Origin of the sequence: Pseudomonas sp. COR18, from assembly GCF_048568395.1 — a bacterium.
Taxonomy (GTDB): domain Bacteria; phylum Pseudomonadota; class Gammaproteobacteria; order Pseudomonadales; family Pseudomonadaceae; genus Aquipseudomonas; species Aquipseudomonas fuscovaginae_B.
The window spans coordinates 5,999,232-6,020,627 of record NZ_CP183808.1 but is presented as its reverse complement, the minus strand read 5'-3'; the positions used below and the strand labels follow the sequence as shown (position 1 = coordinate 6,020,627).

At 66.3% G+C, this 21,396-nt stretch carries 8 protein-coding genes; 4 read left to right on the top strand and 4 right to left on the bottom strand.

All coding sequences use genetic code 11. The features are described from left to right. Positions 1-4 precede the first annotated feature (4 nt). The 3 genes from ACM62G_RS27470 (at position 5) to adeC (ending at position 16,123) form a co-directional block, all read left to right on the top strand. A complete protein-coding gene (locus ACM62G_RS27470) occupies positions 5-13,612 on the top strand; it encodes an amino acid adenylation domain-containing protein (RefSeq protein WP_419736060.1) in 13,608 nt (4,535 codons plus the stop codon). Positions 13,613-13,883: 271 nt separating this feature from the next. Next, a complete protein-coding gene (locus ACM62G_RS27465; protein ID WP_054063317.1) occupies positions 13,884-14,711 on the top strand; it encodes a helix-turn-helix transcriptional regulator in 828 nt (275 codons plus the stop codon). Next, the gene (gene adeC, locus ACM62G_RS27460) at positions 14,708-16,123 is read left to right on the top strand and encodes an AdeC/AdeK/OprM family multidrug efflux complex outer membrane factor (protein WP_419736059.1); all 1,416 of its coding nucleotides are present in this window, start codon (positions 14,708-14,710) and stop codon (positions 16,121-16,123) included. The genes ACM62G_RS27465 and adeC overlap by 4 nt, the downstream gene beginning before the upstream one ends. An 87-nt stretch (positions 16,124-16,210) precedes the next feature. Here the strand turns inward: adeC and ACM62G_RS27455 are convergent, their stop codons facing one another. Continuing rightward, the gene (locus ACM62G_RS27455; RefSeq protein ID WP_419736058.1) at positions 16,211-17,749 is read right to left on the bottom strand and encodes a class I adenylate-forming enzyme family protein; all 1,539 of its coding nucleotides are present in this window, start codon (positions 17,747-17,749) and stop codon (positions 16,211-16,213) included. Between the two features lie 270 nt (positions 17,750-18,019). On the opposite strand from ACM62G_RS27455, the gene ACM62G_RS27450 reads away from it, so the two are divergent. Then, positions 18,020-18,589, top strand: coding sequence for a LuxR C-terminal-related transcriptional regulator (locus tag ACM62G_RS27450; RefSeq protein WP_152973041.1), 570 nt, complete (start codon positions 18,020-18,022; stop codon positions 18,587-18,589). A 46-nt stretch (positions 18,590-18,635) separates the two neighbouring features. Here the strand turns inward: ACM62G_RS27450 and ACM62G_RS27445 are convergent, their stop codons facing one another. The 3 genes from ACM62G_RS27445 to ACM62G_RS27435 are packed head-to-tail and all read right to left on the bottom strand — an operon-like array spanning position 18,636 to position 21,374. After that, a complete protein-coding gene (locus ACM62G_RS27445; protein WP_273826401.1) occupies positions 18,636-19,226 on the bottom strand; it encodes a peroxidase-related enzyme in 591 nt (196 codons plus the stop codon). Continuing rightward, positions 19,226-19,753 carry a CMD domain-containing protein gene (locus ACM62G_RS27440; protein ID WP_419736057.1) on the bottom strand — a complete coding sequence of 176 codons (528 nt, stop codon included), beginning with the start codon at positions 19,751-19,753 and terminating at the stop codon, positions 19,226-19,228. The genes ACM62G_RS27445 and ACM62G_RS27440 overlap by 1 nt, the downstream gene beginning before the upstream one ends. Positions 19,754-19,808: 55 nt before the next feature. Continuing rightward, positions 19,809-21,374 (bottom strand): ABC transporter substrate-binding protein, encoded by a 1,566-nt coding sequence (locus ACM62G_RS27435; RefSeq protein WP_419736056.1) that lies wholly within the window; start codon positions 21,372-21,374, stop codon positions 19,809-19,811. Positions 21,375-21,396 lie beyond the last annotated feature (22 nt).

Genomic DNA, 21,396 nt, shown 5'->3' with positions numbered 1-21,396 from the left:
TAAATTGAATTCACATAACGATAGTCTCGACCAGTTGAAACGTGCCGCACTGCTGCGTCTGCTCAAGCAACGCGGTGCGACACGGGTCATCGATACCGTCTCTGACGCCATGCCTGCGGTGGACCGCAACGGCCCGCTGGCCTTGTCGTTCGCCCAGCAACGCCTCTGGTTCCTCGACCAGCTGGACCCGACGGCCAGTGCCGCCTATCACATGCCGGCCGCACTGGTGCTGCAGGGTCCGCTGGACCGCGACGCCCTCAAGGCCGCCCTCGATCGCCTGGTTGCCCGCCATGAAAGCCTGCGCACCACCTTCCGCCGCGAGGGCGAGCAGCCGGTGCAGGTCATTGCCGCGGCCGACTGCGGCTTCAACCTGGTGGAGCACGACCTGCGCCACCTGCCCCGGGACCAGGCCGAACAGCAGGCCGTGCAACTGAGCGAGCAGGAAGCGGCGGCGCCCTTCGACCTGCTCCACGGCCCGCTGATCCGCGGCAGCCTGCTGCGCCTGGCCGAGGATGAACATCGCCTGCTGATCACCCAGCACCACATCATCTCCGACGGCTGGTCCATCGGCGTGCTGGTCAAGGAATTCGCCGCGCTGTACCAGGCCTTCAGTACCGGTCAGCCCGACCCGCTGCCCGCCCTGACCCTGCAATATGCCGACTATGCGGCCTGGCAACGCCAGCAGCTGGAGGGCGAACGCCTGAACCGGCATGTCGAGTACTGGCGCAGCCAACTGGCCGGTGCCCCGGCCCTGCTGACCCTGCCCACCGACCGGCCGCGCCCGGCCGTGCAGAGCTACAAGGGCGAGACCCTGGGCTTCGACCTGCCGGTGGCGCTGTCCGAGGCCATCGGCAAGTTCGCCCAGTCCCGCGCCGCAACGCCGTTCATGACCCTGATGGCCGCCTGGGCGGTCCTGCTGGGCCGAATCGGTGGCCAGCAGGACGTGGTGATCGGCACCGTGACCGCCAACCGCGACCGCCCGGAGGTGCAGGCGCTGATCGGCTTCTTCGTCAACACCCTGGCCCTGCGCGTGCGCCTGGACGCCAACCCGACCCTCGATCAGGTGCTGCAACAGGTCAGGGAACTGATGCTGGAGTCCGCCAGCCGCCAGGACACGCCGTTCGAGCAGATCGTCGAAGCCCTCAAGCCACCGCGCAGCGCCAGCTACAGCCCGGTGTTCCAGACCATGCTCTACACCAATGCCGGCGGTGCCGGCGGGCAGTTGCAGTTGCCGGGGCTGAACCTGCAGTTCCTGCCGTCGCACAAGGACAACACCCAGCACGACCTGTCGCTGCACATCGATGAAGGCGGCCCGAGCCTGTCCTGCAGCCTGTCGTACTCCACCGCGCTGTTCGACGCCGGCACCATCGAACGCCTGGCGGCGCGCTTCGAGCGCCTGCTGCGTTGCTTCACCGAAGCCCCGCAGACCCGCATCGGCGCCCTGGAACTGGACCCGGCCCCGAGCCTGCCCGAAGTCACCCGGCAGGCGCCGGTCGCACAGCGCACGCCGCTGTCCTATCACCAGGAGCGCGTCTGGTTCGTCGATACCTTCGAAACCGGTTACCTGTATGAAGCCAACCCGGTCTACCACAACGTCGCCCTGTTGCTGGAGCTGTCCGGCGAGTTGAATGTCGCGGCCCTGCAAACGGCCCTCGACGGGCTGCTGGCCCGTCACGCCATCCTGCGTTGCCGGGTGCATTCCGACGGTGCCACCGCCTGGCAGAGCTTTGACGCAGCGGCCAGCCTGACGCTGGAACAGTTCCAGGCGGTCCCGGGCGAGCTGAGAGCCCTGGCGCTGGCGCAGACCCGCCGCCCACTGCAAATGAACGGCGGCAGCCTGGTGCGTGCCAGCCTGGTGCGCGCCGACGGGAACGACGCCGTGCTGGCCCTGGCCGTGCATCACCTGCTGGCCGACCGCACCTCCCTGCAGTTGCTCAAGCGCGACCTGCTGGCGCTCTATGAAGCCGCCTGCGCCGGGCGCGAGGCCCTGCTGCCGCCGCTGGCCCTGAGCTACGCCGACTTCGCCGCCTGGCAACGCCAGTTGCCCGCCGCCGTGCTGGAAAACCTGCGTGCCTACTGGTCCTACCAGTTGCGTGGCAAGCTGCAGGCCCTGGAACTGCCACTCAACCGCCCACGGGCGGCGGTCCATGTCTTCACCGAAGCCACCCATGAGTTCGTCATCGAGGCGGCGCTGGTCAAGCGTCTCGGCGACCTGGCCCGCGAGGTCGGCGTCGGTACCGACAGCCTGGCCCTGAGTGCCTTCACCGCCCTGCTGCGGCGTTATGCCGGACACGACGAACTGGTCGTCGGCACCAGCGCGGCATGCCGCGAACCGGCCCTGCAGGACGTGGTGGGGCCGCTGGACAACCTGGTGGTGATCCGCAGCCACTGCGACAGCGACACCACCCTGCTGGCGCTGCTGGAGCAGACCGCCGGCACCCTTTCCGACGCCCGGCGGCATCGGCACATGCAGTTCGACCAACTGGTGCTGGCGCTCAATCCGGCCAAGGACATGAGCCGCACCGCACTGTTCGACGTGCTGTTCAACTTCCAGCAGGCCAGTAACCAGCGCACCCTGGTGGCCGGGCTCGAGGTCAATACCCTGGAAACCAACCTGGGTTATGGCAAGAACGACCTGCACCTGTTGATCGATGCCGGCGAACAGCAATGGCGCGGGCACCTGGCCTACAACGCCGACTTCTTCGACCCCGAGTTCATCCACCAACTGATGCGGCACTACGTGCGCCTGTTGCAGGCGCTCGTCGACACCCCGCAGTTGCGGGTCGACGATGTCGCCCTGCTGGACACGGTCGAGCGCCAGCGGCAGATTCTCTATTTCAATGACACCGAGGCCGCCTGGCCCGACACCCTGACCCTGCACCAGATCTTCGAGGAGCAGGCCCGCCAGACGCCGGACCGTATCGCCGTCAACCTGGGCGAGGAACGCCTGAGCTATCGCCAGCTCAACGAACAGGCCAACCGCCTGGCGCACAGCCTGCGCGATACCGGCGTCCAGCCGCAGGAACTGGTGGCCATCGTCCTCGAACGCTCGCTGGCCATGATCGTTGCCACCCTGGCGGTGCTCAAGGCCGGCGCCGCCTACGTACCGATCGATCCCGCTTCGCCGGCCGAGCGTATCGCCTACGTATTGCGCGACAGCGGCGCACGCAAGGCCGTCGCCGGCCGGGAAACCAGCCCGGCGCTGCTGGCGCTCGGGATCGAAGTCTTCTCCAGTGACGCCCTGGCGGACACCGGGGGCAGTCCCCGGGATCTGGCCAACCTGCCCAACCTCAACGCCCCGGACCATCTGTGCTATGTGATCTATACCTCGGGCTCCACCGGCGAACCCAAGGGCGCGTTGCTCGAACACCGCAACGTGGTACGCCTGCTGCACAACAATCGCTCGGCCTTCGATTTCAGTGCCGAGGATGTCTGGTCGCTGTTCCATTCCAACGCCTTCGACTTCTCGGTCTGGGAAATGTACGGCGCCCTGCTTTTCGGCGGCCGCCTGACCCTGGTGCCCGAGGCCCTGCGTCGCGATCCGGGGGAACTGCTGGCGTTCCTCGAACGCGAACAGGTGAGTGTGCTCAACCAGACGCCGTCGGCCTTCCTGCAACTGAGCGCGGCCGCACTGGCCGGCCACGATGTACGCCTGGAACGCCTGCGCTACGTGATTTTCGGCGGTGAAAGCCTGGAACTGGGCAAGCTCGATGCCTTCCATCGTGCCTTCCCCCAGGTGGCGCTGGTGAACATGTACGGCATCACCGAAACCTGCGTGCACGTGACCTACAAGGCGATCGGCGCGGCGGACATCGCCGCCGGCATTTCCAATGTCGGGCGGCCGATCCCGACCACCGTGGCCTACATCCTCGACGCCCAGCAACGGCTGCTGCCGATCGGCGTGGCCGGGGAAATCTGCGTGGGCGGGCTGGGGGTCGGCCGCGGCTACCTGAACCGCGAGGCGCTGACCGCCGAACGGTTCATCGCCGACCCAATGCGCCCCGGCGAACGCCTGTACCGCTCCGGTGACCTCGGCAAGCTGCTGGACAACGGCGAAATCATTCACCTGGGCCGGATGGACGCCCAGGTGAAGATTCGCGGCTTCCGTATCGAACTGGGGGAAATCGAGGCCAAACTGCTGGCCTGCGACGGCGTGCGTGAGGCGCGGGTGCTGGCCCGCGACGATGCGGCCCAGGGCAAGCGCCTGATCGCCTACCTGATCCCGCAATCCTCGAACCGCCTGGACGTGGCAGCGCTGCGCAAGCAACTGGGCGCCACCCTGCCCGACTACATGATTCCCACGGCCTTCGTCAGTGTGGCCGCCTACCCGCTCACCGGCAACGGCAAGCTGGACCAGGACGCCCTGCCGGCGCCGGATCTGGACGCCATGTCCGAGCGCGGCTACACCGCGCCCGAAGGTGCCACCGAACAGGCCCTGGCGCAGATCTTCCAGGAACTGCTGGGGCTGGAGCGCGTCGGTCGCCACGACAGTTTCTTCGAACTCGGCGGCCACTCCCTGCTGGCAGCGCAACTGGTGTCCCGCGTACGCCAGCAACTGGGCGGCGAGATGATGCTGCGCCAGCTGTTCAGCCATCCGACGGTGGCGGAGCTGGCGCGCGTGGTCGGTGGCCTGCAAACGGCCGTCAGCGACAGCATCACCGTCGTCGAGCGCGGCGCGCCACTGGCGCTGTCGTTTGCCCAGCAGCGCCTGTGGTTCCTCGACCAGCTCGATCCCGGTGCCAGCAGTGCCTACCATATGCCGATGTCGCTGCTGTTGCGTGGCGATCTCGACCGCGGCGCGCTGAAAGCCGCGCTCGACCGCCTGGTGGCGCGCCACGAAAGCCTGCGTACCACCTTCCAGCGCCAGGGCGAGCAGCCGGTGCAGATCATCGCCCCGGCCGATTGCGGTTTCAGCCTGGCCGAACAGGACCTGCGCGCGCTGTCCTACGAACAGGCCAGCCTCAGTGCCTCGCGCATCGGCAACAACGAAGCGACGGAGCCCTTCGACCTGCAACGCGGCCCGCTGATTCGCGGACGCCTGTTGCGCCTGGCCGATGACGAGCACATCCTGCTCATCACCCAGCACCACATCATCTCCGATGGCTGGTCGGTGGGCGTGCTGGTCAAGGAATTCACCGAGCTTTACCGGGCCTTCAGCCAGGGCCAACCGGACCCGCTGCCGGAACTGTCGATCCAGTATGCCGACTATGCCGCCTGGCAGCGCCGCACCTTCACCGGCGAGTACCTGGCCGAACAGGCCGAGTTCTGGCGCGGCCACCTCGGCGGGGCGCCAGCGCTGCTGTCGCTGCCCACCGATCGGCCACGTCCGGCGGTGCAGAGCTACCGCGGCGGCGACGTGCCGGTGCAGGTCGCTCCGGCGCTGTACCAGCGCCTGGAACGCTTCTGCCAGGCCAACAACGTCACCCTGTTCATGGCGCTGCTCAGTGCCTGGTCGGTGCTGATGGCCCGCCTGGGCAATGAACGCGACGTGGTGATCGGTGTGCCGACGGCCAACCGTGGCCGCACCGAAACCGAAAACCTGATCGGTTTCTTCGTCAATACCCTGGCCCTGCGCGTGGACCTGGGGCAGAACCCGAGTGTCGGGCAGTTGCTGGCACAGGTCCGTCAGACCCTCCTGGCGGCCCAGGAGCATCAGGACATTCCGTTCGAGCAGGTGATCGAGGCGTTGCAGCCACCGCGCTCGCTGAGCCACAACCCGCTGTGCCAGGTCGCCCTGTCGCTGGACAACACGCCGGTCGGCGCCGAGCAAAGCCTGCCCGGGCTGAACGTGATCCCCGTGGCCCAGGCCCATGAAACCGCACAATTCGACCTGATGCTGACCCTGGGCAGCGAAGGCGGCAACCTGAGCGGGGTAATCGAATATGCCAGCGACCTGTTCGACCGCGGCACTGTCGAACGCTTCGCCCAACACTTCCAGATTCTGCTCGAGGCGCTGGTGGCGGATGTCGAGCAGCCGGTCCTCGGCCTGCCCTTGCTGACCCCGGCGCAACGCCAGGCCTCGCCGGCCCTGCGGCCGCCCAAGGCGGTGTTCCCGGTCGAGCAGTTGATTCACCAGCGTTTCGAAGCCCAGGCGCAAGCGCACCCACAACGCACCGCCCTGGTCTTCGGCGAACAGACACTGAGCTACCAGGCGCTCAACCGCCGCGCCAACGGCATCGCCCGTGCCCTGCTCGCCCAGGGTGTGCGCCCCGATGACCGGGTGGCAGTCCTGTCGTTGCGCGGTGTCGACCTGCTCTGCGCGGTGCTGGCGGTACTCAAGGCCGGCGCGGCCTATGTGCCGCTGGACCCGGCCTACCCGGCCGAACGCCTCGGCTACCTGCTGGACGACAGCGCGCCAGTGGCGCTGCTGGCCCAGGCCGACTGCCTCGACGCCCTGCCGCCGCATGCCGTACCGGTGTTGACACTCGATAAGCTCAACCGCGCGGACGCCGCCAGTGACAGCAGCCTGGACCGCAACCCGCAGGCCGACGAACTGGGCCTGACACCACGGCACCTCGCGTATGTCATCTACACCTCGGGTTCCACCGGCCTGCCCAAGGGGGTGCTGGTGGAACACGGCAACGTCGCCCGCCTGTTCGACGCCACCGCCGAGCTGTTCGACTTCGATCACAACGACACCTGGACGCTGTTCCACTCCTTCGCCTTCGACTTCTCGGTCTGGGAAATCTGGGGCGCCCTGAGTTACGGCGGCAAGCTGGTGATCGTGCCGAGTGACGTCGCCCGTTCGCCGGACGACTTCTACGCGCTGGTCTGCCAGCAGCAGGTCACGGTGCTGAACCAGACGCCGAGCGCCTTCCGCCAGTTCATCGAAGCCCGTGGCCGCAGTGCGCAGGAGCACGCGCTGCGGGAGGTGATCTTCGGTGGCGAGGCCCTGGACTTCCGCAGCCTGCGGCCGTGGACGGCGACCACCCCGCTGTCGCGTACCCGCCTGGTGAACATGTACGGGATCACCGAGATCACCGTGCACGCCACCTACTACCCGGTCAGCCAGGCCGAGATCGACGCCGCCGCGCCCAGCCTGATCGGCCCGGCACTGCCGGACCTGTGCCTGCGCATTCTCGACGACTACCAGCAGCCGGTACCGGTGGGCGTCAATGGCGAGATCTACATCGGGGGTGCCGGGGTCGCCCGGCATTACCTGAACCGCGACGCGTTGAACGCCGAACGGTTCATCGCCGACCCCTACTCCGACCTCCCCGCTGCGCGCCTCTACCGCACCGGTGACGTCGCCCGCTACCGCGCCGATGGTGGCGTGGTCTACGTCGGTCGCAACGACTCGCAGATCAAGATCCGTGGTTTCCGTATCGAACTGGGTGAAATCGAAGCGCAACTGCAGGCCTGCACCGGTGTGCGCGAAGCCATGGTGATCGTGCGCGAGGACCAACCCGGCGACAAACGCCTGGTGGCCTACCTGATCGCCGAGGACGGCAGCAGCCTCGATGCCTCGGCCCTGCGCAGCCAGCTGGCCAGCGTCCTGGCCGAACACATGCTGCCGAGTGCCTTCGTGACCCTCGCCGCCTGGCCGCTGACCACCAATGGCAAGCTGGACCGTGCGGCGCTGCCGGCACCGGACCGCGATGCCGCGGTGAGCCGCGACTACGAGGCGCCGTTGGGCGAGATCGAACTCACCCTGGCCCAGGCCTGGCAGGAACTGCTCGGCATCGAGCGTGTGGGGCGCCAGGATCACTTCTTCGAACTCGGCGGTCATTCCTTCCTGGTCATCAGCCTGATCGAGCGCCTGCGCCAGGCCGGCCTGCAACTGGACGTGCGCACGGTGTTCTCGGCACCGACCCTGCAAGCCATGGCCACCGTGCTGGCCGGTGGCGACAATGCCGAACGGCAGGTGCCGGCCAACCTGATCCCGGCCGATTGCACGGCCCTGACGCCGGACATGCTGCCGCTGGTGACCCTGAGCCAGCAGGAGATCGAGCAGATCGTCGCCGATGTGCCCGGTGGCGCGGCCAACGTGCAGGATATCTACCCGCTGTCGTCCTTGCAGGAAGGCATCCTGTTCCACCACCTGTTGCAGTCCGAAGGCGATGCCTACCTGATGCGCACCGTGGTGACCTTCAGCAGCCGTGCCCTGCTCGATGACTTCCTCGGCGCGGTGCAGGTGGTGATCGACCGCCATGATATCCTGCGTACCGCCCTGCGCTGGCAAGGCCTGCCGCAACCGGTGCAGGTGGTCCATCGTCGCGCCCGGCTGCCGGTGGTCACACTCGACTGCGGGCCCGGCGTGGACGCCTTGCAGATGCTGCGTGAACGAACCGACACCCACCATTTGCGCCTGGACCTGCAACAGGCGCCGCTGATCGCCGCGTACGTCACCTACGATGCCCCGCGCGAACAGTGGCTGCTGGCGTTGCTCGACCATCACCTGGTCAGCGACAACGTGACGTTGCGCCTGATCATGCGCGAGATCCAGGCGGTCCTGGCCGGGCAGGCCGACCAACTGCCACCGTCCCAGCCGTACCGCAATTTCATCGCCCAGGCCGCCAGCATCTCCCAGGCCGAGCATGAAGCCTACTTCCGCCGCCTGCTGGCGGATGTCGACGCCACCACTGCGCCCTACGGCGTGCTGGATGTGCATGGCAACGGTGCCGGGATTCAGCGTTCGGTGCAGCACCTGAGCGAAGACCTCAGCCAGCGCGTGCACCGCAGCGCACGGGCCCAGGGCGTACCGACCTCGGTACTGTTCCATGCGGCCTGGGGCCTGGTGGTCGCGGCCACCAGCGGACGCGACGACGGGATCTTCGGCACCGTGCTGTCGGGCCGTTCCCAGGGCACCAGCGGCGCCGACCAGGCATTGGGGATGTTCATCAACACCCTGCCGATGCGCATTCGCCTGCAACACACCAGCGTGCGCGATATCGTCCAGGATGCCTACCAGCAGCTCAGCGAACTGCTGACCCACGAACAGGCGCCGCTGGCCCTGGCCCAGCGGTGCAGTGCGGTGGATGCCGCGCTGCCGTTGTTCACGGTGATCCTCAACTGCCGCCACGGCGATCTGGTCAACGCCTCCGGGGAGGACGTCGAGGACATGGCGGACCATGACGGCATCCACTTCCTCGCCTCGGAAACCCGTACCAACTATCCGATCGAGATTGCCGTGGCCAACGTCGGCGAGGTGTTCTCCCTGACCGCACAATCGATCAGCGGCATCGACCCGCACTGCATCGCCGCCTACCTGGGCCAGGCCGTTGCCGAACTGGTCGCTGCCCTTGAACAGGACCCCGCGCGCCCGGCCGCCGAGCTGCAGGTGGTGCCCGAAGCCGAACGGCAACAGTTGCTCCACGGCTTCAACGACACCGCCACCGACTTCGGACCGGCCCAGCCGATCCATGCCCTGTTCGAGGCCCAGGTCCGTGCCAACCCGGATGCCGTGGCCCTGCTCTGCGAAGACCGCCAGTTGAGCTATCGCCAGCTCAACCGCCGCGCCAACCACCTGGCCCGGCAACTGCTGGCACTCGGCGTGCAACCGGACGAACGCGTGGCCATCTGCGCCGAACGCAGCCTCGACATGATCGTCGGCCTGCTCGGCGTGCTCAAGGCCGGGGCCGCCTATGTGCCCATCGACCCGGCCCACCCGGCCGAGCGCATGGCCTTCATGCTCCAGGACAGCCAGCCACGGGCATTGTTGACCCAGGCCGCGCTATCGCTGCCGGCCGGCGACCTGCCGGTATTGCTGCTGGACACCGCCGAATCGCTGCAGGCCGTGGACGAGGCGGTTTTCGACGTCAACCCGGTCGTTGCGGACCTGACGCCTGAGCACCTGGCCTATGTGATCTACACCTCCGGCTCCACCGGCCAATCCAAGGGCGTGATGGTCGAGCACCGCTCGGTGTTCAACTTCTGGCACGTGCTGACCCGCACCACCCACCAGCACTGCCCGACACCCGCCACCGTGGCGCTCAATGCCGGCTTCTTCTTCGACATGTCGATCAAGGGCATCTCGCAGCTGTTCTCCGGACACAAGCTGGTGATCATCCCGCAACTGATCCGCGCCAGCGGCAGCGAGCTGCTCGACTTCCTCGAACAGCACCAGGTGCACGCCTTCGATTCGACCCCGTCGCAGCTCGATACCCTGCTCGCCGCCGGCCTGCTGGAGCGTCGCAGTTACCAGCCGGTCAGCGTGCTGCTCGGTGGCGAGGCAATCAACGCCAGCACCTGGGAAAAACTGCGCAACTGCCAGACCATCCGCTTCTACAACATGTACGGCCCGACCGAGTGCACGGTGGACGCGACCCTCGACCTGATCCGTGATCTGGGCGAAAAACCGAGCATCGGCCGGCCGTTCGCCAACGTCCAGGTGCATGTCCTCGATGCCCGGGGCGAGCCCGCACCGCTGGGCGTGGCCGGGGAGATCCATATCGGCGGTGCCGGTGTGGCCCGTGGCTACCTTAACCGCGACGCGCTGAGTGCCGAACGCTTTATCGCCGACCGCTTCAGCAAGGTACCCGGGGCCCGCCTGTACAAGACCGGCGACCTGGGTCGCTGGCTGGCCGACGGTACCCTGGAGTACCTGGGCCGCAACGACTTCCAGGTGAAGATCCGCGGTTTCCGCATCGAACTGGGGGAAATCGAGAACGCGTTGCTGGCGATCTCGGGTGTTCGCGAAGCGGTGGTCATCGCCCGCGATGACAGCCAGGGCGACTCGGATAACCAGCGGCTGGTCGCCTATGTCTGCGGCGAGCCGGTGCCGGCCGAGCAGTTGCGCAGTGCCTTGCTGGGCGGTCTGCCCGAATACATGGTGCCCAGCGCCTTTGTGCATCTGGACAAGCTGCCATTGACCGCCAACGGCAAGCTCGACCGTCGCGCCCTGCCCGCTCCTGGTCAGGACGCCCTGGCCAGCAAGGCCTACGAGGCGCCGCAAGGCGAGACCGAGGAGGCCATCGCCGAGATCTGGAAAGGCCTGCTGCACCTGGACCAGGTCGGCCGCCATGACGGTTTCCTCGAACTGGGCGGACACTCGCTGCTGGCCGTGCAGTTGCTCTCGCGGCTGCGCCGCAAGCTCGGCGCCCGGATCAGCCTGCGCGAGCTGTTCGACGACCCCACCGTGCGGGGCCTGGCCGCGCTGGTCAACGCCAGCGCACCGAGCGAGGCGCAATCGATTCCCCGGGCCAACCGCTCGGGTCGGCTGCCGCTGTCGTTCGCCCAGCAACGCCTGTGGTTCCTCGACCACCTCGATCACGCCGCCGGCGCCGCCTACCATCTGCCGATGGCCCTGCGCCTGAGCGGCCGGCTGGACAAGGTGGCCTTGCAGGCGACCCTGGATCGCCTGGTCATGCGCCACGAAACCCTGCGCACCCGTTTCGAACTGGTGGATGGCGAGCCGCTGCAGAAAATCGCTCCGGCCGATACCCGCTTCCCGCTGACGGAACAGGACCTGCGTGCGCTGTCGGCCGAGTCCCGCGAGGCCACGCTGGCCCGTCTCGGCCAGGACAATGCCACACAACTGTTCGACCTGAGCCAGGGGCCGCTGGTGCGCGGCCAACTGCTGCAAGTGGCGGACGACGAGCATGTGTTGCTGATCACCCTGCACCACATCGTTTCCGACGGCTGGTCCAACAGTGTCCTGGCCCATGAAGTGAGCGTGCTGTACAACGCCTTCAGCCAGGGGCAGAAGGATCCGCTGCCGGCCCTGGCGCTGCAGTACGTGGATTATGCCGCGTGGCAGCGTCAGGCCCTGGACGGCCCGGCGCTGCAGGCCCAGGTCGACTTCTGGCGCAAACACCTGGAGGGTGCGCCCACTCTGCTGAGCCTGCCGCTGGATCGGCCACGTCCGGCGATCCAGAGTTATGCCGGCGGCATCGTCGAGTGCGCCTTCTCGCCAAGCCTGAGCGCCGACCTGCGCGCCTTCAGCCAGGCCCAGGGCAGCACGCTGTTCATGGTGCTGCTGGCCGGCTGGTCGGTATTGATGCACCACCTCAGCGGCCAGCACGATGTGGTGGTCGGTACCCCCGTGGCCAACCGCCAGCGGCCGGAACTGGAGTCGTTGATCGGTTTCTTCGCCAACACCCTGGCGCTGCGTATCGGTACCGACCGCGAGCTGCGGGTGAGCGACCTGCTCGGCAGGATCAAGGACCTGACCCTGGCGGCCTACAGCCATCAGGACCTGCCCTTCGAGCAGGTGGTCAGCGCCCTGCAACCGACCCGCAGCATGAGCCACAGCCCGTTGTTCCAGGTGATGCTGAGCCTGGACAACACCCCACCGGCACCGCTGCAACTGCCCGGGCTGCAGGTGGCGTCCCTGGACAGCGCCCACCGCACCACGCAGTTCGACCTGTCGTTGTCTCTGGTGGACACCGGCGAACGTATCCGCGGCAGCCTGCAATACGCCAGCGACCTGTTCGACGTCAGCACCGTGCAGGCCATTGCCGAGCTGTTTGCCAAGGTCCTGGAAAATCTGCTGGGCGATGCACAGCAGTCCATCGGCCAGTTGCTGGAGAACACGCCGGCATTGCCGCGTTCGGCCGATGCCGTGGCGATCGCGGCACCGGTCGAGGAACCGCGCCCCGAGCCGCGGCCTTACGAGGCGCCGCAGGGCGACACCGAAATCGCCATCGCCCAACTCTGGAAGGAGCTGTTCAAGCTGGAGCAGGTCAGTCGGCATGACGATTTCTTCAGCCTCGGCGGTATTTCGCTGATGGCCGTGCAGATGGCCTCGCGCCTGCGCAAGGTGCTCGGCAAGCCGATCGCGGTGCGTGACCTGTTCGTCGAGCCGACCATCGCCGGCTTCGCCCGGACCCTGGACGGCCAGGCGCGTCCCGGTCAGCACGGCAACCTGGTGGCTGTGCGCCGCACGGGCTCGCAACGACCGTTGTTCCTGGTCCACCCCCTGGGCGGTGAAGTGCAGTATGCCCGCGATCTGGCTCCGACACTGGACCCGCAGGTACCGGTCTACGGCCTCGCCGCCAGTGGCCTGGTCGCCGGGGAAACGCCGCTGTTCGAGGTGCCGGCCATGGCCGCGCGCTACCTGGCAGCCATTCGCCAGGTCCAGCCGCAAGGCCCTTACCGGATCGCCGGCTGGTCGGCCGGTGGCCTGATCGCCTATGAAATGGCCAGGCAGTTGCAGGCCGCGGGTGAGTCCCTGGAGTTCGTCGGCATCATCGACGCTTCGGCACGTCCCGAGCCGGCCCCGGCGCAGTCCTTGAGCGAGGCGCAGTTCCTGATGGCCTGGCTGCCTACGCAGGTCGAACCCCAGGTGCGGCAGCAACTGGCCGCACTGGCGCAGGAGAATGCGATCGAGGCGATGCTGGCGTTGTGCATGACTCATCGCCTGCTTCCGCAAGAGCTGCCCCAGGACGTCGATGCCGACCTGCTGCGTAGCCATCTCGCGGTGGCCTATGCGATACGCCTGGCCATTGGCGCCTATGTGAGCCCGGCCAGCTCGCTCAAGGTCTCGCTGTTCACCGCCAGCGGGCAGGAACGCAACGATCCGCTGTTGGGTTGGGGGGCGCTGCTGGAAGCCGCGCCAGTCGTCACGGCACTGCCCGGAACGCACAACACGCTGGTCCAGCCACCCCATGTCGGGGCCCTGGGCCATGCGATCTCCCGGGCGTTGAGGGAGAGTGCCGTTCAATCATCCTGATGGAGAAGCGCTTCACTCTGGAAAAGTCGGCGCCAGCTAAACTGGCGCCGGCTCAGCCGTGTAGGATGTCCCTGTTTTCTACTACAGACTTATCCTACGTAGCTGGGTCTAATGATTCAGTACTGAATCGTTTTTGTGGATGGATTCACACGTCATGCCTGGGCTGCCAGGTATCAGGCAAGAAATGGTTTGAGCGTCGAAGGGTAATGGACGGATCGCCTCTGCCCTGCCGACAGAATTGCAAGCTATTACTGATATGCAGGATCAGCATATGAGCCCACGAACGAATGTCAAAGAAGCAAAGAACGCCCATATCTATCAAGAACTGGGGAGACTGATTTCCAGCATCGGGGACGAGACGTTTCTGAGCAACATGCATCAGTTGGTCAACGCCTCGGTGGCTGTCAGCCGGATCGAACTCAGCGAATGGACCGTCGACGACAGTCAGTCGTCGGTTGTCGATGTCCAACTGCTGGGGCATGCGGGCCTCGAATTGAGCCCGCAAATGCAGGCGGTCTGTCCGACCAACGCCATGCACCGCAACGACCACCCTCTGGTCAAACGGGTGCTGGAGGTGCAGGACGCACTGCTGATTCATCTGAACGCCCGGATGAAAGACGAAAAAGACAACAATTGCCTCGGCACGTCCCATCAATGCAGCCTCATTTCACGCAAGGCCAACCGTTGCTGCGTGATCTCGCTGCACCGCCCGCGGGTGGAACGCGATTACTCCCTGCAGGAGCTGTCCTTCCTCAAATGCCTCTCCGAGACGTTGCTGCCGCTGGCGCAAAGACACGCCCGTGCCTGTCGCCAGGCCAGCGCCAGAAACCCGCAGGGCAAGACAGCCCATGCCTCGAGCCTGGAACAGACACAACTGCAACAGGAGTTCGGTGAGCGCTTAAGTGCCTGCGAGATCACGTTGTCGGCACGGGAAAAGGAGGTCTGCCTCGGATTGCTGGCCGGCGGTACCGTACCCGAGATCGCGGAGAAACTCTGCGTCAAGAACAGTTCCATTGAAACCTACCTCAAGCGCTCCGCCGCCAAACTGGGTGTCAGCGGGCGACATGGATTGGCCAAGTGGATGATAGGAGCAGAATGAACAGATCCCTCAGTCCCTGGTTGCTGGCCGCGCTGGCCCTGGGCGGTTGCTCGCTGATTCCGGACTACCAGCGCCCGGCGGCGCCGGTCGCCGCCCAATACCCCGGCACACTCGATCAGGCCACGGCCCCGGCGACGCTGGCGGCGGACGTCGGCTGGCGAGAGCTGTTTCGCGACCCGACACTGCAACAACTGATCGAAAGCGCCTTGCGCAACAATCGCGACTTGCGCGTGGCGGCCCTCAACGTCGAAGCCTTCCAGGCGCAATACCGGATCCAGCGCGCCGACCTGTTCCCGGCGATCAGCGCCACTGGCAACGGCACGCACCAGCGCGTGCCGGCCAGCATCACTCAGGCCGGCAAGGCGGCCATCAGTCACAGCAACTCGGTGACGCTGGGCATCAGCGCCTACGAGCTGGACCTGTTCGGGCGTGTCCGCAGCCTGAGCGACCAGGCCCTGCTGACCTACCTGTCCACCGAGGAGGCCCGCCGCATTACCCAACTGAGCCTGATCGCCAGTGTCGCCAATGCCTACCTGACCTGGCGCGCCGACCAGGAACTGCTGGCCCTGACCCGGGACACCCTCGCCTCCTACGAGCAGAGCCTGCGCCTGACCGAACACAGCAACCAGGTCGGTACGGCCTCGGCCCTGGCCCTTAGCCAGTCGCGCACTTCGGTGGAGAGCGCCAGGGCCAGCCTGGCGACCTTCCAGCGCCAGGTCGCCCAGGACCTCAACAACCTGACCCTGCTGGTGGGAGCACCGGTGGCGGACAGCCCGTCCAGCCAGCCGCTGGCCGCCGACTGGATCGCCGAACTGCCGGCGGGCCTGCCTTCGGACCTGCTGCAGCGACGTCCGGACATTCTCCAGGCCGAATACCAACTGCAGTCGGCCAATGCCAGCATCGGGGCCGCCCGCGCGGCGTTCTTCCCGAGCATCACCCTCACCGCCAACGCGGGCACTTCCAGCAATGAATTGTCGGGGCTGTTCAAGGGCGGCTCGGGAAGCTGGCTGTTCCAGCCGCAGATCAACCTGCCGATTTTCAACGCCGGCAGCCTGCGGGCGAGCCTGGACTACGCGAAGATCCAGAAGGACATCCGCGTTTCGCAGTACGAGAAATCGATCCAGACCGCCTTCCAGGAGGTCTCCGATGGCCTGGCCGCCCGCCAGACCTACAAGGACCAACTGCAGGCGCAGGACGCTCTGGTGCAGGCCAACCAGGCGTATTACCGCCTGGCCGAGCGTCGCTATCGCGTCGGCGTCGACAACAGCCTGACCTTTCTCGATGCCCAGCGCTCGCTGTTCAGTTCCCGACAGACCCTGATCACTGACCGGCTGGCGCAACTGAGCGCCGAGGTCAATCTGTACAAGGCCCTGGGCGGAGGCTGGATGGAGCGCGGCGGCAAGAACCTCTGAGGAGCAGACGATGGGCTGATGCGGGCGCTCGCGGCGATCATCGCGCCTGGGCCCGCATCGCCATCGCTCGCACCGCCGCTACCACCCTCAGGGAATGCAGGCCTCGCCGGCATGGCGCTTGAGCCACTGGCGCAATTCGGTCTTGAGGATCTTGCCGACGTTGTTCCTGGGCAAGGTGCTGCAGAGGATGTACCTGTTCGGTTTCTTGAATGCCGCCATGCGCTGGATGAACCAGGCGTCGAGCGAGGATTCGTCGAGCGTCCCGGCACTACGTGGCACGACGAACGCCACCACCGACTCGCCCAGCTCGGCATCGGGTTGCCCCACCACGCAGACATCGAAGACCTGCGGATGCTGCACCAGCACTTCCTCGACCTCCCTTGGATACACGTTGACTTCACCGCTGATGATCACGTCCCTGGCCCGGTCAGTGAGCGTCAGGTAGCCGGCATCGTCGATAAAGCCCACGTCGCCGGTCAGCAGCCAGCCATCCACCAGGGTACGCCGCGTTGCCAGGTCGGTCCCCCAGTAGCCGCGCATGACCGTGGGCCCACGCACGGCGATTTCCCCCAACTGCCCGCACGGCAGCGGCTCATGTCCGGCGTCCAGCACACGCAGTTCCAGGCACGCCAGGGCCCGCCCCACGGACGCGGCCAGCCTGGTCCAGTCGGGGTGGCTTCGAGCCGCGACCACCTCACGGGACAAGCTGCTGATCAACGGGCTCTCGCCTTGACCGTAGATCTGCACCAGCCGCGGACCGAACGTGTCGAGCGCTTCTTCCAGATCCGCCAGGTACATGGGCGCGGCACCATAGACAATGGTCTTGATGCCCTCGCCGCCATAGCCCTGGCGGCGGGCCTGCTCGACCATCTGCCGCAGCGTGGCCGGTGCCACGAAGACACAGACACGCTCCAGTCGTGCGGCCAGCTCGAACAACTCATCGGCGTTGAAACCGCGGGAATCCGGAACTACGTGACGGGCGCCGCAGCGCACGTGGATGCAGCTCAACAGGCCGGAACCATGGGACATCGGCCCGGCATAGAGCACGGCATCCTCGGCGCTGACCGGGTCGACATCCAACTGATAGCACAGCGACATGGCAACCAGATTGCCATGACTGAGCATCACCCCCTTGGGACGCCCGGTCGTGCCCGAGGTATAGAACAGCCAGGCCAGGTCGTCGGCATGCCGTGGGCAGGGCGTGTCCGGCAGTACCGCATCCATCGGAGCGAGCGCGCCCATGTCCTCCCGTTCCAACTCACGACATCCGCGGGGCAAGGCCTCGCGCGGGAACAGTCCGCCGTTATCGGTAAAGATCAGCCGGGCCTGGGCGTCGCCGATGATGCAGCTCGCTTCGCTGGGGTGCAGTTTGCAGTTGATCGGCACCGCCACGGCACCGACCCACCAGATGGCATGGAGCAGTTCGAGGTATTCACAGCAGTTGGGCATGAACAACGCGATGCGGTCGCCGGGAACGATGCTGTGCTCGCCGGTCAGATAGGCGGCACGGTGGCGGACCAGTGCGGCAAAAGTGCCATAGTCGGCCACCTCCCGTGTTCCCTCGAACAAGGCGGGCCGCTGCGGACAACGCCGGCCGGCGTCATCCAGCCAGTTGGCGATATTCATTGCTCAGCTCCTGCGTGCCTGAAGGAGCGAGGTGCGGGCCTTTTCCCTGTTGGCGGCACAATCGTCGGGACACACGTAAGGCAAACAGCTGGCCGCGACAATGGGGACACGGTCATGGATCATGGCGATTTCCTTCTTGGATTGGCTGAAGCATCGATTACAATGGAATACCAACGGGATCGCTCGCCAGTTGGTACAACTACGTACATGGGGTACGTAAGCCAGCCTTGGGCTCATCAATAACAACGCCCCCACCGAATCAGGATGTCAATGAGCGCTATCGTGCAACAACAGGATCTGCAGCGCCTGGCATTCATGGCGTCACCCGCCCCCCAGTTGATCACCGGCGACCGTGTGATACTCGACTGCAACGCCGCCTTCCTGGAACTGTTCGGTTACTCGCGCGAAGAGCTGCTGGGACAACTGACCCTGCTGATCCATCCTTCCCCGGATGACTACCGGGCCTTCGGCACTCGCAGTCGCAACGGGCTGCGGCGCAGCAAGAGCGGTTCCTACTCCGATGAGCGCCTGCTGCAGCGCAAGGACGGCGAGGTGTTCTGGGCCAGGTCGCAGGGCTATACCCTGACCCCGAGCGACCCGTTCAAGCTGATCGTCTGGCACCTGGAGCGCCTGGGCCGGATGCAGCGCATCGCCGTGGACCTCACGCCCCGCGAACGTGAGGTGTCGATGCACATCGTCAAGGGCCTGACCTGCAAGGAAGTGGCGAAGCAGCTGCAGATTTCCCATCGTACCGTGGAAGTCCACCGCGCCAGGCTGATGAAGAAACTCCAGGCCAGGAACAGCGTCGAGCTGGTGTCGAAGATCATCCTCGTCGATTGAGGCCTGCGCCCGCAGGCTTCGCCCGGCCCTGCCTCCCCTCCGGGCGTCACGCCTGCCGGGGAAACACCGGCTCGCCCAGGTTGAGCATCAGCCGGTTGGCCCAGGCAAAGATCGAAATGGCATGGATCAGGTCCAGCACCTGGCCATCGTCCAGCCCATGCTCGCGCAGTGCCAGGATGTGACCGGCGCCCAGGTTCGCCGGAGCCAGCGTCAGGTCGATGGAGAACTGCACGATGGCCCGCTCGCGGGGCGTCGTGCCGGCCGTGGCCGGGTCGGCGAAGATCTCGCGGATCACGTCGTTGCGCTTGGCCAACTGCTCGAAGCGTTGCGCGTGGACCGAGGCGCAATAGACACAGCGGTTGATCCGCGAGACCACGGTGCTGGCCAGTTCGCGCTCGGCGCGGGACAGGCCGCCCGGGGCGTACATGATCGCGTTGAACGCCTGGGAGCGCTGGCGCAGGATGTCCGGGTGATGGCCCAGGGTCAGGTAATAGTCCGAGGTCTTGGCCTGCGGGTGACTCTCTTCGAGCACCGCGATCTGCTCCGGCGTGGCGCTTTGCAGGTCGATGGTCGGCAGCCAGGCTTTCCAGCCCAGCACTTCGTTGGTGAAACCGTTGCTGCGGATCGGTTCGCTCATCAGGCGGCTCCTGCGCGGGACAAGGCCGTGAGGCCGGCGGCCAGGCGGACCTGGTAGGACACAAAGGCGATCAACTGCGCCAGGACGACGATCTCTTCGGTACTCAGCCCCCGCTGTTGCAGCGTTCGCAGTGCAGCCTTGTCGCCATGTACCGGGGACTCGATCAGCGTACGGGTAAAACCCAGTATCGCTGCCAGGCGGCTATCGCCCAGCGCTTCGAGGTTTCCCGCGTCGATGCTGGCCAGGGTGGCGTTGTCGATACCCTGTTCATGCAGTTGCGCCAGGTAGTGTGCGGCGAGCGCCGCCTGCGGAGTCAGTCGCGCCGCGTAGTAGGCCACCCACAGGCGCTCGCACAGCGACAGGTCGTTGCCCAGTTCGGCAGCGAAAAACAGCTCCTGGCTGCCCTGGGTCGCCGAGACGACTTTCTCCCGGGCATGGCGTACGTCGTGCAAGGCCGTGCCGGGCTGGAGGTTCAGCAGGCTGTCGAGCAGATCGGGCACGACAGCGTTGACGGTGATGGAAGGCATGAGGTTTCCTGCGGATCGATGACAGCCTTCCCGCCCAGGCAGGAAGGCGTTGGGTTCAAGGTTGCTCGGTGACCATCAGCGCGGCGGTACGGTCGCTGACCAGCGGCTCGACCTTCAGGCCTTTACGCGCAGCCCAGATATTCTGGTAGTGGAACAGCGGAATGATGCCGACATCGTCGCTGACCACTTTCACCGCATCCTGGAGGATCTTGCGCCGCCTGGCCTCATCGAATTCGGCGGTGGAATCGATCAGCGCCTTGTCCACCAGCGGGTTGCTGTAGCGCCCCCAGTTGGAGGCGCCCTGCCCCTTGCTGCTGTCGACGGTGGTGAGGATGTTGGTCAGCGCATAGGCCGCCTCGCCCGTGCCATTGCCCCAGGCGATCACGCTGACCGCCAGCTCGTTCTTGTTCGCCTTGCCGGCGTAGACCGCCCAGGGCAGCACTTCCAGCTGTACCTTGAGACCGATGCGGGTCCAGAACTGGGCCACCGCCTGCAAGGTTTCCGGTGCCTGCGGGTAGCGGTCGCCGGGAACGTGCACGGTCAGCTGGAAGCCGTCCGGGAAGCCGGCCTCGGCCAGCAACGCCTTGGCCTGTTTCGGGTCGTAGGGAATGTTCTTCACCTGCGGGTTGTAGCCGAAGGTGTTGGCCGGCATCCACTGGTTGGCCTCGGTGACCGTGCCCTGCATGATGCGCTGGTCGATGGCCTGGCGATTGATCGCCAGCGACAGCGCCTTGCGCACCCGCACGTCTCGCAACGGGTTCTGCGCCAGTGGCTTGCCGCTGTTGTCGCGAATGAACTCGTTCGGCCCCTCGCGGAAGCTCGGCTGGATGATCAGCGCGCGCAGGCCCTGGTAGGCGAAGACGTTGATCCCCGGGGTCTTGCGCAGGCGCTCGACATCGGTCGGCGAGACCTTGTCGATCACGTCGACATCGCCGGCCAGCAGCGCCGCCGTGCGGTTGGCGGCGTTGGCGATGAAGCGGAAGTCGACCTTGTCCCAGGTCGGCCTGGGGCCCCAGTAGCTGTCGTTGCGCGCGAAGATCGTGCGATCGCCCGGCACGTAGGAAACGAAGCGATACGGCCCGGTGCCGATCAGGGCCTTGCCCGAGTTGTAGTCGGCACTGCTGGCGGTGGCACCGGCATGGCGGCTGACGATGTAGATCGAGTCGACATCGGGCAGCAGGTTGGCGTTCGGTGTGCGGGTCTTGATCAGCAGCGTATGGGCATCCTTGGCCTGCACCGACTCCACGGTGCGCGTGGCCCCGGCGTAGGAAGCGACACTGCCCGGCACGTTGCGCGCCCGCTCGAAGGAGAAGACGAAGTCGTCGGCGGTCAGCGGAGTACCGTCCTGCCACTTGACGTCGTCGCGCAGCTCGAACTGCCAGGTGGTCGGGTCGAGCACCTTCCAGCTCCTGGCCAGGCCCGGCAGGGTCTTGTCATCGTGGCGATTGACCAGTGACTCGAAGGCGTGCAGCGCCACCGAGCGGTCGCCGGCATAGTTGTTCAGTTGCGGGTCGAGGGAGGAAACCGGGTCGGCGTAGCCGATGCGCAGGTCCTGGGCCGAGACGCCGCCGGCGGCCAGGAGCAGCGCCGAGGCGATCAGTGAGCGAACACGTGGTTGCATGGGTGATTCCTTGTACGCAATG